A 14,426-nucleotide genomic window follows, 5' to 3' on the forward strand; every position below is an offset into this window, starting at 1 on the left:
AGGAGCTCTGCCTTGGACTTCGTGCTCAACCATATCGCCGACCTCTCCCGCTGGAGCCGCAGCCATCTCGACGAAGTGGCCCTGGCGGTCACCGCTACCCTGCTGGTGCTGTTCGGCAGCCAAGTCAACGCCTTCATCCAGGCGCGCCTGGGCAGCCTGCCCACCGCCATCCGGGTGCCGGCCTTCGCCCTGGCGTGCCTGGCTATCTACGGCGCCGCCATGACCTTCCTCACGCCCTGGGTGGTGAAGGGCCTGGCGCAGTTCAACAACTACGCCCTGGCGCCGGTATTGCTGATCGGTGTTTGTCTACTCGGCGTACTGGCCGAGCGGCGCGGCTAGAGCGGCGCGTAGTCCACGACGCCGGCCAGCAGCAGCAGACTTTCCAGCGATTGCGGCCGGCCGAGCAGGAAGCCCTGAAAGGTATCCACCCCCAGGCTCTTGAGCAGTTCGAATTGCGCCTGGGTTTCCACCCCCTCGGCGACGATCTGCATGTTCAACGCCCGGCACAGGCTGACGATCCCCGCCAACAGTTGCCGTGAGCGGGCGTCGCGGTCCACCGACAACAGGAAGCTGCGGTCGATCTTGATGGTGTCGAAAGACAGCCGATGCAGATAGCTCAAGGACGAATAACCGGTACCGAAGTCGTCCATGGCCACCCGGAAGCCCTGGTCACGTAGTCGACCCAGGCGCCGTTCCGGCGCGCCGCGCTGCAGGAATACCGACTCGGTTACCTCCAGCTCCAGCGCCCGCGGCCGCACGCCGAACTCGGTGCAGGCGCGCTCCAGCACCAGGCTCAGCTCATCATCCGCCACCTGACGGGCGGAAATGTTCACCGCCACCGGAATGTTCACCCCCGCCTGCTGCAAGTCGCGGGCATAGGCGGCGGCGCGCCGAATCGCCAGGCGGCCCAAAGACGAGGCCATGCCGTTCTGCTCGGCCAGGGCGACGAAAACGCTGGGCAACACCGCTCCCACGCTGGGGCACTCCCAGCGCGCCAACAGTTCGGCACTGACCAGGCGGCGCTCGGCATCGAACTTGGGTTGCAGGACGAACTTGATGTCTTCCGCCTCGATGGCGGCATGCAGGTGGGCCAGCAGGGTGACCTTGCGCAGCGCCTCGGCAGTGAATTCCGGATCGTAGAAGCGCGCCCGACTCTTGCCGGCGCTCTTGGCCGCGTACATGGCGGCATCGGCATTGCTGAGCAGGGTCTCGGCGTTCTGGCCATCCTCGGGGGTCAGGCTCAGACCGATGCTGGCGGATACCCGGATATCGTGCTCGGCGATACGTCGCGGCCGGCCGATCACCTGCAACAGGCGCTCGGCAATCTGGCGGGCCTGACTGCGACTGTCCACCACGATGGCGGCAACGAATTCATCGCCGCCCCAACGCGCCAGGAGCTCGCCCTCGCCCAGACTGTCCTGCAGGGACGCGGCCAGGACCCTGAGCAGTTCATCGCCCGCCTCGTGGCCCAGGGAGTCATTGACCTCCTTGAAACCATCGACATCGATGAACAGCACGGCCAGGTTGCGCCCCGTGGTGAGCTCTCGCAGGCAGTCTTCGAAGCGGCGATAGAAACCGGAGCGATTGGGTAGCTGGGTCAAGCCATCGCTCAACGCCAGGCGCTCCAGCGCCTGTTCGGCACGCTTGCGGTCGGTGATGTCGCGCAGGCTGGCGATGACATAGCCCTCGGCGCCACCTTCGCCGGCGAAGCGGCTAAGGCTGATCTCCATCGGCGTCACGCGCTTGGCCGAGACGTGGAAGCTGGCTTCGGACAAGGCATAGCCGTGGCGCTCGAAGGCCTGGATGGCCGCCTCCGGCAGCTTGATGTAATGCGACAGGTACTGACCTGAAACGCTCCTGCCAGCGCTCAGCATCAATTTGCACAGCGCCTCGTTGGCCTCGATGATCTGGCCGTTTTCGCTCAACACGGCCATGGCATCGCGGCACAGGGCGAAGGCCGAGGCCATCAGGTCCAGCGAGCGCTCGGTACGCTGGCGAGCGCTACGCTCGGCTTCCAGCTGACGTAGGGCGTCCAGCTCGCTGTCCGCGCCCAGAGTCACTGAGCGGTACCTGGCAAACGGCGCCCTGGTTCACTGTGGTGGTCGGCAGACATCTTGCTCGTTCCTACGTACTCCGAAGATGAAGGTTCATCATGGCAAGCCGCCATCATGCCAACAGCCTATTTGCGGCTCAACCACTGCTCATCCGCGACGCGCGGTCAGTCCAGCCGCTCGAATTTCAAATCCCAGACGCCATGTCCCAGACGTTCGCCACGCCGCTCGAACTTGGTGATGGGGCGCTCTTCGGGACGGGGTACGTAGCCCGACGCGTCGCCCAGATTACGGTAACCTGGCGCGGCGTTCATGATCTCGAGCATGTGTTCGGCATAAGCCTGCCAATCGGTGGCCATGTGCAGCACGCCGCCGACCTTGAGCTTCTGCCGGACCAGTTCGGCGAAGGCCGGCTGGACGATACGGCGTTTGTGATGGCGGCTCTTGTGCCAGGGATCGGGGAAGAACAACAGCACCCGGTCCAGACTGGCATCGGCGACGCACTGGCGCAGCACCTCCAGGGCATCGCAGCTGTAGACCCGCAGATTGGTCAGCCCCTGGGTCATGGCGCCATTGAGCAGCGCCCCCACACCCGGCCGATGCACCTCGACGCCGATGAAATCCTGCTCCGGCGCGGCGGCAGCCATTTCCAGGGTGGAGTGGCCCATGCCGAAACCGATCTCGAAGGTGCGCGGCGCCTGGCGCCCGAATACTTGGTCGAAATCCTGGGGGCCGTCAGACAACTCCAGACCGAAGCGCGGCCAGCCTTGGTCGAGACCGCGTTGCTGGCCCTCGGTCATGCGGCCGGCCCGCATCACGAAACTCTTGATGGTGCGCAGGGGGCGGTCGGGAGTCTGGTCGTCTTGATGATCGGTCATGGCGTTATCGATAGTGAGAAAAAGAGACGCCCGGCAAAGCCGGGCGCATGGAGGATCGCCCGCAGCCTCAGCCGACGAGGCCATCCAGCGGCGACGACGCGGTCGCATAGAGCTTGCGCGGCATGCGGCCGGCCAGATAGGCCAGACGGCCGGCGACGATGGCGTGCTTCATGGCCTCGGCCATCAATACCGGCTCGCGGGCATGGGCGATGGCACTGTTCATCAGCACCGCCTCGCAACCCAGCTCCATGGCGATGGTGGCGTCCGAGGCGGTACCCACCCCGGCATCCACCAGCACCGGCACCTTGGCCTCTTCGAGGATGATGCGCAGGTTGTAGGGGTTGCAGATACCCAGGCCCGAGCCGATCAAGCCGGCCAGCGGCATCACGGCGATGCAGCCGATGGCCTCCAGCTGACGCGCGACGATGGGGTCGTCGCTGGTGTAGACCATGACGTCGAAGCCGTCGGCCACCAGCGTCTCGGCGGCTTTGAGGGTTTCGATGACATTGGGGAACAGGGTCTTCTGGTCGGCCAGGACTTCCAGCTTGACCAGGTTGTGACCATCGAGCAGTTCGCGGGCCAGACGGCAGGTACGTACCGCCTCCACGGCGTCGTAGCAGCCGGCGGTGTTGGGCAGGATGGTGTAGCGCTCGGGCGAGATCACGTCGAGCAGATTGGGCTCGCCGGGATTCTGGCCGAGGTTGGTACGGCGCACCGCCACGGTGACGATCTCGGCACCCGAGGCCTCGATGGCCACGCGGGTCTCTTCGAGGTCACGATACTTGCCGGTACCGACCAGCAGGCGCGACTCATAGGTGCGCCCGGCCAGGGTGAAGGGAGTGTCTTTCATCTGGATTCCTCTTTCGCGGCTAGCCGCCGCCAATGGCGTGGACCACTTCCAGCCGGTCGCCGTCCGCCAGGGCGGTGGTGGCGTGCTGGCTGCGCGGCACGATGTCGAGGTTGCGCTCCACCGCTACCCGTCGCCCGGTCAATTCGAGACGCACGAGCAGGTCGGCGACGGTGGCACCGTCCGGCAACTCTAGGGATTCGCCGTTCAACAGGATCTGCATGGAAAAAGCATCGTCGCGGGGTGAACCGGCATTCTACGCCGGTCGTGCGTTCATTGCAGCGACGCCCGATCTGGAGCCGTGCCTTCAGAGGCTGCTCAGGCGCCAGGCGAGCAACGCCAGGCAGCCCCAGCCGGCGAGAAAGCACAAGCCGCCGAAGGGAGTGATGATGCCGAGCCGCGAGATGCCGGTCATCGTCAGCAGATAGAGACTGCCGGAAAACAGCAGGATGCCGGCGATAAAGAAGCCACCGGCCCAGGCCACCAGCCGGCCCTGGAAATGCAGGGACAGCAGCGCGACGCCGAACAGCGCCAGGGCATGGATGAGCTGGTAGAGCACGCCGGTCTGGAACACCGCCAGGTAATCGGCGGACAGCCGCCCCTTGAGACCATGGGCGGCGAAGGCGCCCAGGCCGACACCGGTGAAGCCGGCCAGGGCCGCGAACAGCAGAAAGAGACGCAACATGGGTTTTCCCAGGCGATGGAGGGTAAGCGCTGGTTATAATGGCCCGCTAACCGCCAAAGACCAAGCCGATGCTGCGTACCCTCCTCCGCCGTCTCCTGCGTGTTGCCCTCTGGTTCGCCGCTCTCAGCGCCGCCGTGGTGCTGATCCTGCGTTGGGTGCCGCCACCAGGCAGCATGCTGATGGTGGAACGCAAGATCGAATCCTGGATCGATGGCAAGCCCATCGACCTGCAGCGCGACTGGCGCCCCTGGAAGGAGCTGCCGGACGATCTGAAGATGGCGGTCATCGCCGGCGAAGACCAGCATTTCGCCGAACACTGGGGCTTCGATTTCACCGCGATCCGCCAGGCCTTCGACCACAACGAGGCGGGCGGCTCCTTGCGCGGCGCCAGCACCATCAGCCAGCAGACCGCCAAGAATCTCTTTCTCTGGAGCGGCCGCAGCTACCTGCGCAAGGCCTTCGAAGCCTGGTTCACCGTGCTGCTGGAAACCTTCTGGTCCAAGCAGCGCATCCTCGAGGTCTATCTCAACAGCGTGGAATGGGGCGACGGCGTGTTCGGCGCCGAGGCCGCGGCACGCCACTATTTCGGCGTGGACGCCGATGCGCTATCGGAACGCCAGGCCAGCCTGCTGGCCGCGGTGCTGCCCAATCCGCGCGAATGGAGCCCGAGCCGCCCCAGCGCCTACGTCGCCGAACGCGCCGCCTGGATCCGCCAGCAGGAACGCCAGCTGGGCGGCAGCGAGTATTTGCGGCGGATGACCGGGCAGTAGAGCGAGGCGACGTAGCGTGGAAAACGGCGCAGCCTTTTCCACTGGGACGATTGCCCAACATGCTACCCAGACGACGCCTGAGCTCGCGCGTGGAAAACGCTGCGCGGTTTTCCACCCTACCTGCTGCCTACGCGACGCTACAGCTCACGCATGGAAGACGCTGTGAGTTTTCCATCTACCAGTGATTTATCGCGGCCATGGGCCGCTCCTACGGGTACCGGTAATCCGTTGGAGCGGCCACATCGGCGGACCGCCATGGCCGCGATCGTGACGTAGCTCATGACGGAATCAGCGGCGTAGCGTGGAAAACGGCGCAGCCTTTTCCACAGCAGGCGTACAGCTCAGGCAGGTTGTCTGGTGCTACGGATCGCACGTGGAAAACGCTGTGCGGTTTTCCACGTCACCCGGACAGCCGACCGCGATAGTCATTATCACAGGCATAAAAAACCGCGCCCTAAGGCGCGGCTTTTCGGTCAACGTCTGGATCAGGCGGCGATATTGCCCTTGAGCTTGTTCATCGCGTTCTTTTCCAGCTGACGGATACGCTCCGCCGAAACGTTGTACTTGGCCGCCAGCTCGTGCAGCGTGGCCTTTTCCTCGGCCAGCCAGCGCTGGTAGAGGATGTCGCGGCTGCGGTCGTCCAGACGCTCCAGGGCCTCGTGCAGATTGGCCGTGGAACTATCGCTCCAATCGGCTTCCTCCAACTGGCGGGCCGGGTCGTAGCGGCTGTCTTCCAGGTACTGGGCCGGCGACTGGTAGGCGGTATCGTCATCGGCGTCGCTGGCCGGATCGAAGGCCATGTCCTGACCGGTCAGGCGGCTTTCCATCTCGCGAACTTCCCGCGGCTCGACGCCCAGGGTTTCGGCGACGCGATGGACTTCGTCGTTGTTCAGCCAGGCCAGCCGCTTCTTCTGGCTGCGCAGGTTGAAGAACAGCTTGCGCTGGGCCTTGGTGGTGGCCACCTTGACGATGCGCCAGTTGCGCAGGATGAATTCATGGATCTCGGCCTTGATCCAATGCACGGCAAAGGACACCAGGCGTACGCCCATCTCGGGGTTGAAGCGCTTGACGGCCTTCATCAGGCCGACGTTGCCTTCTTGGATCAGGTCGGCTTGGGCCAGGCCATAGCCGGAATAACTCTTGGCGATATGCACCACGAAACGCAGGTGCGCGAGTACCAACTGCCGGGCGGCCTCGACGTCTTCCTTATAGAAGAGGCGCTCGGCCAGTTCACGCTCCCGCTCCGGAGTGAGCAGCGGAATGCTGTTCACCGAGTGCACATAGGCTTCCAGGCTGGCGCCAGGAACCAATGTAGGAACAGGTTGCAACGAAGTGGTCATGCGAATCCTCCGATTCACTAAGCACTGGGCAGTCTAACACTGATTTTTTGGACAGCGCCAGACTAGCCGAGGTTCCCTTAACCCCAGCTGAAAATGCCCGTGAAAGGCTTGTTTCATCAGGGGTTTAGACCGTTTCCGAACGTTGCGGAAACGGCCGTTCGTCAGCGCGGGGCCAGTTCGCGCAAATGGCGAGCGACCGCCAGCCAGGCGCCGATGTAACCGAGCAGCACGGCGCCGATCAGCAGTTGCAGACCGTCTTCCACCGCGACGCTACCCAGGGCGAAATCACTGCCGTAGAGGCCGGCCAGGTCGATCACCGCGGCGTTAAGCCAGTTCAAGCCGAAAACCAGCAGTGCCCAGGCGGCGACGCCGGCACCCAGGCCGAACAGCGCGCCCATGTAGAGGAAGGGTCGGCGCACGTAGCCATCGGTGCCACCTACCAGCTTGACCACCTCGATCTCGGTACGCCGATTCTCGATGGCCAGGCGGATGGTGTTGCCGATCACCAGCAGCAGGGCGATCACCAGCACCACGGTCAGGCCGAAGACGAAGTGCTCGCCCAACTTGAGGATGGCGGTGAGGCGCTCGACCCACTGCATGTCCAGCTGCACCTGCTGCACGCCGTTCATCTCGGCCAGTTGGCTGCGCAGCATGTCGAGGCGACTCTTGTCGATTTCCTTGGGCGTCACGGCGATGACGCCGGGCAAGGGGTTCTGCGGCAACTCGCGCAGCGCCTCGCCGATGCCGGCGTCCTGCTGCAATTCCTTCAGGGCATCGTCCGGACTGATCCAGCGCGCCTCGGCGACGTCGGGCAAGACCTTGATCTGGCTCATCAGCACCTCGGCCTGGTCCTGGCCGGTGCGCAGGTCGAGGAAGACCGAGATCTGCGCCGCACGCTGCCAGGAGCCGCCGAGGCGCTCGACGTTCTTCAGCAGCAGCGATACCCCCATGGGCAGCGCCAGGGCGATGCCCATCACCAGGCAGGTGAGGAAGGTGCCTATGGGTTGCTGCACCATGCGTCGGAGGCTGTCCCGGAGGCCAGTACGATGGGCTTCGAGGTAGGCATGCAGCGGGCTGCGCCAGTCGCTCTTGGGTTTCTTCGGGGCCTGGCGTTGCGGACGCTGGGGCTTGCCACCCTGCTCCTGGCCGCGCGGGAGTTCGTTGGCGCTCATGGCTGGCTCTCTTCTTCGTCGCCGATCAGGCGGCCACGCTGCAGGGTGAGCATGCGATGGCGCAGCCGGGCGATGAGGGCGTGGTCGTGGCTGGCGATCAGCACCGTGGTGCCGAGGCTATTGATGTCTTCGAAGACCCCCATGATCTCCGAGGCCAGCCGCGGATCGAGGTTACCGGTGGGTTCGTCGGCCAGCAGCAGGGCCGGACGATGCACCACGGCGCGGGCGATACCGACCCGCTGCTGTTGGCCGGTGGACAGCTCGGCCGGGTAGTCGTCGAGCTTGTCCTTGAGGCTGACGCGCTCCAGCGCCGCGGCCACCCGCTTGGCGATCTCGGGCTTGGACAGGCCGAGGATCTGCAGCGGTAGAGCGACGTTGTCGAACACGGTGCGGTCGTACAGCAGTTGGTGGTTCTGGAAGACCACGCCGATCTGCCGGCGCAGGAAGGGAATCTGCGCATTGGTGATGCGCGAGATGTCCTGACCGGCCAAGGTCAGCTTGCCGCCGGTGGGCCTTTCCATGGCCAGGATCAGCCGCATCAGGGTGCTCTTGCCGGCACCGGAATGCCCAGTGACGAAGAGGATCTCGCCGCGTTCGGCGCGGAAGCTCAGTTCCTGCAGGCCGACGTGACCGTTGGGATAGCGCTTGGAGACGCGGTCGAACTGGATCATGAGACGCCACGCTCCGCGAACAGGGCCTGAACAAAGGGCCGCGCCTCGAAGGGCCGCAGGTCGTCGATGCTCTCGCCGACGCCGACGTAGCGGATCGGCAGGGCGCTCTGCTTGGCCAGGGCGAAGATCACCCCGCCCTTGGCGGTACCGTCGAGCTTGGTCAGGGCCAGGCCGGTCAGGGGCACCGCATTATGGAACTGCTTGGCCTGGTTGAGGGCGTTCTGGCCGGTACCGGCGTCCAGTACCAGCAGGGTCTCGTGAGGCGCCGCCTCGTCCAGCTTGCCGATCACCCGGCGCACCTTGCGCAGCTCCTCCATGAGGTTGTCCTTGGTATGCAGGCGGCCGGCGGTGTCGGCGATCAGCACATCGATACCACGGGCCTTGGCGGCCTGGACGGCATCGAAGATCACCGAGGCGGAATCGGCGCCGGTGTGCTGGGCGATCACCGGGATACGGTTGCGCTCGCCCCAGACCTGCAGCTGTTCCACGGCCGCGGCGCGGAAGGTATCGCCAGCGGCCAGCATGACCTTCTTGCCTTCGTTCTGCAGCCGCTTGGCCAGCTTGCCGATGGTGGTGGTCTTGCCAGCGCCGTTCACGCCGACCACCAGGATGACATAGGGCTTGTGCGAGGTATCTATCACCAGCGGCTGCTCGACTGGCAGCAGCATCTCGGTGAGTTCCTGCTGCAGGGCCTGGTACAGCGCCTCGCTATCGGCCAACTGCTTGCGCGCCACCTTCTGGGTCAGGTTGCGCATGATGACGCCGGTGGCTTCGACGCCGACGTCGGCGGTCAGCAGGCGGGTTTCCAGCTCTTCGAGCAGGTCGTCATCGATGGCCTTCTTGCCGAGGAACAGACTGGCCATGCCCTCGCCGAGGCTGGCGCTGGTCTTGGACAGGCCCTGGCGCAGGCGGGCGAAGAAACCCAGCTTGGCCGGTTCGGCCGGAGCAGGTGCGACCGGTTGCGGCGCGGGCTCGGGCGTGGGCGCAGCCACTACCGGCTCTGGACGGACCGGAGCAACGGGCGCGACAGGTGCGACTGGCTCGGGCTCGGGCTCGGGCTCGGGCTCGGGAGCAGGGTGCGGCTCGGGCGCCACCACGGGTTCGATCTCGACCGGCGGCACGATGGGATCTATCACCACGGGCTCGACCAGCGCCGTGAGGGCGACCGGCGACGGCGCCTCTTCCTCGGGCGCCGGTACCGGCGTCAGCGAGGGGATGGCCTCGGGCGGCTCGGGCACCGGTTCCGGATGCCGCACCGGCTCGCTGGCCGTCGGCTCGGGCGTGCGCTCCTCAGGAGCAGCCGCCGGGACTTCGGTTGGCGTCTCTACGGGTTCGGCGGTCTTCTTGCGGAACCAGCCGAACAGGCCTTTCTTCTCCGTGGCGGGAGACTTCTTGTCGTCGGATCCAAACATGCAGGACTCTGTATCGAACGGACGAGCCAACTGCGGGAGCTCCGCCAAGGCGGCGCTCGACCGTCAGGCATGGCCGTCGGGAAAAGGGATGCGTATCCTAGCAGCCTGCCGGGCGGAAGACCTCCCCGTCGGCGAAAAACGCGCGGCCGTCCCCAGGACGCCACCGCTTCGTCCCCAACCGCGTCCCAAGGCCTGCTCTCGCGATGCCCGCCCCCCGCTCCCTGCGTGCCCCCCTGATCGGCCTGCTCTGCCTGTTTCCCGCCGTCGTCCTGGCCGAGGCCAGCCGGCAGAACACCGAGGAGTTCACCCTCGACAACGGCCTGAAGCTGGTGGTCCGTGAAGATCACCGGGCGCCGGTCGCCGTGGTGCAGCTCTGGTATCGCGTGGGTTCGAGTCAGGAGGCGCCGGGTGCCACCGGGCTCTCCCATGCCCTGGAGCACCTGATGTTCAAGGGCAGCCGCAAACTCGGCGCCGGTGAGGCCTCGCATCTCTTGCGCGACCTGGGTGCCGAGGAAAACGCCTTCACCACCGACGACTACACCGTCTACTACCAGTTGCTGGCGCGCGACCGCCTACCGGTGGCCTTGGAACTGGAAGCCGATCGCATGGCCCATCTGCGCCTGGCGCCGGATGAGATCACCCGCGAACTGGAGGTGATCAAGGAAGAACGCCGGCTACGCACCGACGACAGGCCGGAGGCGCTGTCCTTCGAGCGCTTCAAGGCGGCGGCCTATCCCGCCAGCGGCTATCGCAACCCCACCATCGGCTGGCCCCAGGATCTGCAGCGCCTGAGTGCGGCAGAACTCCAGCGCTGGTACCAGACCTGGTACGCCCCCAACAACGCCACCCTGGTGGTGGTGGGCGATGTCGCGCCCGAGGCGGTCAAGGCCGAGGTGCAGCGCTGGTTCGGCGCCATCCCGCGCAGTAACCTGCCCGCGTCCAAACGGCCGCTGGAGTTGCCCGCACCGGGTGAGCGCCGCCTGGCGCTGCAGGCCCGCGAAGTGCCCAGTCTGTTGATGGGCTTCAACGTACCGGGCCTGGCTACTGCCGCGAGCCCCCGGGACGCCTACGCCCTGCAACTGCTCGCCGCCCTGCTCGGTGGTGGCGCGGGGGCGCGCCTGCCCAGTCGTCTCGAACGCGGCCAGGAACTGGCCACCAGCGTCCGCGCCGCCTACGGCGCCTATACCAATGGCGACAGCCTCTTCTTGCTCAGCGGCATTCCCAACACCCAGCGCGGCAAGACCCTCGAACAACTGGAAGCGGCCTTCTGGGAGCAACTCGAGCTGCTCAAGCGCGAGGCGCCCAGCGCCGCGGAACTGGCCCGGGTGCGTGCCCTGCTGGTGGCCGGCCTGGTCTACGGCCGCGACTCCATCACCGCCCAGGCCAGCAGCATCGGTCAGTTGGAAAGCATCGGCCTCGGCTGGCGCCAGGGCGACCGGCTGCTCGACGAGCTGGGCAAGGTCACCCCGGACGACCTGCGCCGCGTGGCCCGCAGCTACTTCACTCGCGAGCGCCTGACCCTGGCCCAGCTGCGGCCGGAACCCGCTGCGGAGGCCAGTCGATGAAGCGCCTGCTCTGTCTCTCGCTGTGCCTGCTCGCCGGCTGCCAGTCCCCGTCGCCGGTCAATGAGCTGGCACGCGCCTATCCCGCCGTCGATAGCCTGAAAACACTCAAGAACGCGCCACCCCTGGGCCGCCAGCTGGACATCCAGCGCTGGCGCACCGCCGAGGGTGCCCAGGTGCTATTCGTGCCGGCGCCGGAATTGACGATGTTCGACGTGCGCCTGATCTTCGCCGCCGGCAGCAGCCAGGATGGCGCCACGCCGGGCCTGGCCATGCTGACCAACGGCCTGCTCAACGAAGGCACGCCGGGCCGCGATGCCGGTGCCATCGCCGACGGCTTCGAGCGCCTGGGCGCCGACTTCAGCAACGGCGCCTATCGCGACCAAGCGGTGGTGGGTCTGCGTACCCTCGCCGATCCGGCGATCAGCGAACCCGCCCTGGCCCTGCTCGCCGACGTGGTCGGCCGGCCCACCTTTCCTGGCGAAGCCATCCAGCGCATCCGCGACCAGTTGCTGACCCTGATCGCCGCCAGTCGGCGCGAACCGGCGAGCCTGGCCGGCGACGCCCTGCAGGAACGCCTGTATGGCCAGCATCCCTATGCCCACTCGCCGCGCGGTACGGCGGCCGGCCTGGCACGCATCGATGCCGCGACTCTCCAAGCCTTCCATGCTCGCGCCTATGCCGCCGGCAACGCGGTGATCGCCATCACCGGCGACCTGGATCGCGCCCGCGCCGAGCGCATCGCCGCCCAGTTGTCCCGCGCCCTGCCGCGCGGCCCGGCCCTGCCGCCATTGCCGGCGCCCACCCCCGCCGCACCGGAGCTCGTGCAGCTGGAGGTGCCGGCCCAGCAGACGCGCCTGCTGCTCGGCCAGCTCGGCATCACCCGCAGCGATCCCGACTACGCCGCGCTGTTCGTCGGCAACCAGATCCTCGGTGGCGGTGGCTTCGGCAGTCGCCTGATGACCGAATTGCGCGAGCGCCGCGGTCTCACCTATGGCGTCAGCTCGGGCTTCACCCCTATGCGCCAACCGGGCCCCTTCACCATCAGCCTGCAGACCCGCGCCGAACTGGGCGACGCCACCCTTGCGCTGGTGCGCGAACTGCTGCGCGACTACCTGGCCCAGGGCCCCACCCAGGCCGAACTGGACCGCGCCAAGCGGCAGATCGAAGGCAGCTTCCCGCTGGCCAACGCCAGCAACGGCGCCATCGTCGCCCAACTGGGCAACATCGGCTTCTACGACCTGCCCAGCAGCTACCTGGACGACTTCCTCCAGCAGGTCCGCAGCCTGACGGTCGACCAGGTCCACAGCGCCTTGCAGCGCCACCTGGACCCGGCGACATTCGTCGTGGTCAGCGCCGGCCCGCGGGTCGCCCAGCAGCCGCTGCCGCCACCTCGCCCTCTTTCCACCCTGCCGCCCCGCGGCATTCCGGAGCACTAGCATGGCCCAGAAGACCGCCAACCAATTGCGCATCATCGGTGGCGACTGGCGCAGCCGGCGCTTCGTCTTTCCCGATGCCCTGGGTCTGAGGCCCACACCGGACCGGGTCCGCGAGACCCTGTTCAACTGGCTAGCCCCCGTCACCCCCGGCGCCCGGGTGCTCGATCCCTTCGCCGGCAGTGGCGCCCTGTTGCTGGAAGCCCTCTCGCGCGGCGCCAGCCAGGCGCTAGCCTTCGACCTCAACGCCCAGGCGGGCAATGCCTTGCGTAGCCATTTGCAGGCGCTCGACTGCACCCGCGCAGAGGTGCGCCAGACCGATGCCCTGCAGGCCCTGGCCAAGCCGATCGAGGCGACCTTCGACCTGGTCTTTCTCGACCCGCCCTTCGGCAAGGCGCTGCTGGAGCCGGCCTGCCAGGCGCTGGAAGACCATGGCTGGCTGGCCGCGGACGCCTGGATCTACACCGAGAGCGAAACCCAGCCCTCGCGCCTGGCCCTGCCGGCGACCTGGCACCTGCACCGCGAGAAGAAGACCGGCAACGTCCACTACGCCCTCTGGCACCGCCAGGCGTGACCAGCGCCCCCTTCAAGCCGGCACGCTGGCTGCCCGGCCCGCACCTGCAGACCCTCTGGGGTTCGCTGTGGCGCCGGCTGCCCCCCATCACCCGCCCGCGGGAACGGCTGTGGCTGGAGGATGGCGACTTCCTCGATCTCGACTGGTACCACGCCGAGGACCCGCGGGCGCCCCTGGTGCTGATCGCCCACGGCCTCACCGGCAGCTCCGGTTCGCACTATGTGCTCGGCCTGCAATTCGCCCTCGCCGCCCGCGGCTGGGCCAGTGTCGGTCTCAACTGGCGCGGCTGCTCCGGTGAGCCCAACCGCCTACCGCGCGGCTATCACTCCGGCGTCAGTGACGACCTGGCCGCGGTGGTCCGCCATCTGCAGGCCAGTCGCCCGGAGGCCCCGCTGTTCGCCGTGGGCTTTTCCCTGGGCGGCAACGTGCTGCTCAAGTACCTGGGCGAGCGCGGCGCGGACTGCGGCCTAAGTGCCGCGGCGGCGGTTTCGGTGCCCTTTCGTCTGGATCTCTGCGCCGATCGTATCGGCATCGGCTTCTCGCGTATCTACCAGCGGCACTTCATCCGCGAACTGGCGCGCTACGTGCGCGACAAGCAGGCGCTGTTCGACCGCGAGCGGCATCCCGAGCAGCACGAGATTCTCGCGCGCCTGGGCCCGCCGCTAGGCCTCAAGACCTTCTGGGACTTCGACGACAGATACACCGCGCCGCTGCACGGCTTTCGCGATGCCCGCGACTATTACCGCCAGGCCTCCAGCCGCTACTACCTGGGCGCCATCCGTATCCCCACCCTGCTGATCCAGGCCGAAGACGATCCCTTCATCGGCCCGGACGCCCTGCCGACGCGGGCCGAACTGGCCCCCGGGACCCTCTTCGAGCGCCTGCCCCATGGCGGCCACGTCGGCTTCGTCGGTGGCGCCTTCCGCAACCCGGACTACTACCTGGAGCGGCGCATCCCCGACTGGCTGGTCAGCCAGCTGCCGCCGCCATCCGGCCGATAAACGCCCAGGGGTCGGCGATCCTGGCCG

At 66.9% G+C, this 14,426-nt stretch carries 15 protein-coding genes; 6 read left to right on the forward strand and 9 right to left on the reverse strand.

Annotated features, from left to right (window positions below):
* Nucleotides 1-12: 12 nt before the first annotated feature.
* A complete protein-coding gene (locus FAZ11_RS03935) occupies nucleotides 13-339 on the forward strand; it encodes a DUF3392 family protein (RefSeq protein ID WP_058762953.1) in 327 nt (108 codons plus the stop codon).
* Here FAZ11_RS03935 and FAZ11_RS03940 read toward each other — a convergent pair.
* The 5 genes from FAZ11_RS03940 to FAZ11_RS03960 form a co-directional block, all read right to left on the reverse strand.
* Nucleotides 336-2,060, reverse strand: coding sequence for a putative bifunctional diguanylate cyclase/phosphodiesterase (locus tag FAZ11_RS03940; protein WP_058766181.1), 1,725 nt, complete (start codon nucleotides 2,058-2,060; stop codon nucleotides 336-338). The two genes, FAZ11_RS03935 and FAZ11_RS03940, sit on opposite strands and share 4 nt — an antisense overlap.
* A 158-nt stretch (nucleotides 2,061-2,218) precedes the next feature.
* Nucleotides 2,219-2,890: a tRNA (guanosine(46)-N7)-methyltransferase TrmB gene (trmB, locus tag FAZ11_RS03945; protein WP_240043543.1), complete on the reverse strand. Its 672-nt coding sequence runs from the start codon at nucleotides 2,888-2,890 to the stop codon at nucleotides 2,219-2,221.
* Between the two features lie 106 nt (nucleotides 2,891-2,996).
* Nucleotides 2,997-3,779, reverse strand: coding sequence for a thiazole synthase (locus tag FAZ11_RS03950; protein ID WP_058766183.1), 783 nt, complete (start codon nucleotides 3,777-3,779; stop codon nucleotides 2,997-2,999).
* 19 nt (nucleotides 3,780-3,798) lie between these two features.
* On the reverse strand, nucleotides 3,799-3,999 hold the full coding sequence (gene thiS / locus FAZ11_RS03955) for a sulfur carrier protein ThiS (RefSeq protein WP_058762949.1): 201 nt from the start codon (nucleotides 3,997-3,999) through the stop codon (nucleotides 3,799-3,801).
* Nucleotides 4,000-4,083: 84 nt separating this feature from the next.
* Complete coding sequence (locus FAZ11_RS03960) at nucleotides 4,084-4,461, reverse strand: DUF423 domain-containing protein (RefSeq protein ID WP_058774153.1); 378 nt, start codon at nucleotides 4,459-4,461, stop codon at nucleotides 4,084-4,086.
* A gap of 68 nt (nucleotides 4,462-4,529) precedes the next feature.
* Here FAZ11_RS03960 and mtgA point away from each other — a divergent pair, with 68 nt between their 5' ends.
* Nucleotides 4,530-5,231 carry a monofunctional biosynthetic peptidoglycan transglycosylase gene (gene mtgA, locus FAZ11_RS03965; protein ID WP_058766185.1) on the forward strand — a complete coding sequence of 234 codons (702 nt, stop codon included), beginning with the start codon at nucleotides 4,530-4,532 and terminating at the stop codon, nucleotides 5,229-5,231.
* Nucleotides 5,232-5,716: 485 nt separating this feature from the next.
* Here mtgA and rpoH read toward each other — a convergent pair whose 3' ends face one another.
* The 4 genes from rpoH to ftsY form a co-directional block, all read right to left on the reverse strand.
* Nucleotides 5,717-6,571 (reverse strand): RNA polymerase sigma factor RpoH, encoded by an 855-nt coding sequence (gene rpoH, locus FAZ11_RS03970; RefSeq protein WP_058762946.1) that lies wholly within the window; start codon nucleotides 6,569-6,571, stop codon nucleotides 5,717-5,719.
* Between the two features lie 161 nt (nucleotides 6,572-6,732).
* Nucleotides 6,733-7,743, reverse strand: coding sequence for a permease-like cell division protein FtsX (gene ftsX / locus FAZ11_RS03975; protein ID WP_058774154.1), 1,011 nt, complete (start codon nucleotides 7,741-7,743; stop codon nucleotides 6,733-6,735).
* Entirely contained in the window at nucleotides 7,740-8,414 is a 675-nt protein-coding gene (gene ftsE, locus FAZ11_RS03980) for a cell division ATP-binding protein FtsE (RefSeq protein WP_058762944.1), read from the reverse strand. Before ftsE ends, ftsX begins: the two co-directional genes overlap by 4 nt.
* Entirely contained in the window at nucleotides 8,411-9,826 is a 1,416-nt protein-coding gene (ftsY, locus tag FAZ11_RS03985) for a signal recognition particle-docking protein FtsY (protein ID WP_137279062.1), read from the reverse strand. The genes ftsE and ftsY overlap by 4 nt, the downstream gene beginning before the upstream one ends.
* A 203-nt stretch (nucleotides 9,827-10,029) precedes the next feature.
* Here ftsY and FAZ11_RS03990 point away from each other — a divergent pair, with 203 nt between their 5' ends.
* Genes FAZ11_RS03990 through FAZ11_RS04005 form a run of 4 tightly spaced genes read left to right on the forward strand, consistent with a single transcriptional unit; the run spans nucleotide 10,030 to nucleotide 14,399 of the window.
* On the forward strand, nucleotides 10,030-11,391 hold the full coding sequence (locus tag FAZ11_RS03990; protein ID WP_137279061.1) for a M16 family metallopeptidase: 1,362 nt from the start codon (nucleotides 10,030-10,032) through the stop codon (nucleotides 11,389-11,391).
* Nucleotides 11,388-12,827: a M16 family metallopeptidase gene (locus tag FAZ11_RS03995; RefSeq protein ID WP_058773835.1), complete on the forward strand. Its 1,440-nt coding sequence runs from the start codon at nucleotides 11,388-11,390 to the stop codon at nucleotides 12,825-12,827. Before FAZ11_RS03990 ends, FAZ11_RS03995 begins: the two co-directional genes overlap by 4 nt.
* Nucleotide 12,828: 1 nt before the next feature.
* Nucleotides 12,829-13,398, forward strand: a complete 570-nt coding sequence (gene rsmD / locus FAZ11_RS04000) for a 16S rRNA (guanine(966)-N(2))-methyltransferase RsmD (RefSeq protein ID WP_058773834.1) — start codon at nucleotides 12,829-12,831, stop codon at nucleotides 13,396-13,398.
* Nucleotides 13,395-14,399 (forward strand): hydrolase, encoded by a 1,005-nt coding sequence (locus tag FAZ11_RS04005; protein WP_058773833.1) that lies wholly within the window; start codon nucleotides 13,395-13,397, stop codon nucleotides 14,397-14,399. The genes rsmD and FAZ11_RS04005 overlap by 4 nt, the downstream gene beginning before the upstream one ends.
* Nucleotides 14,400-14,426: the final 27 nt, after the last annotated feature.

The sequence above is a fragment of the Pseudomonas rhizoryzae genome (genome assembly GCF_005250615.1).
GTDB lineage: Bacteria > Pseudomonadota > Gammaproteobacteria > Pseudomonadales > Pseudomonadaceae > Chryseomonas > Chryseomonas rhizoryzae.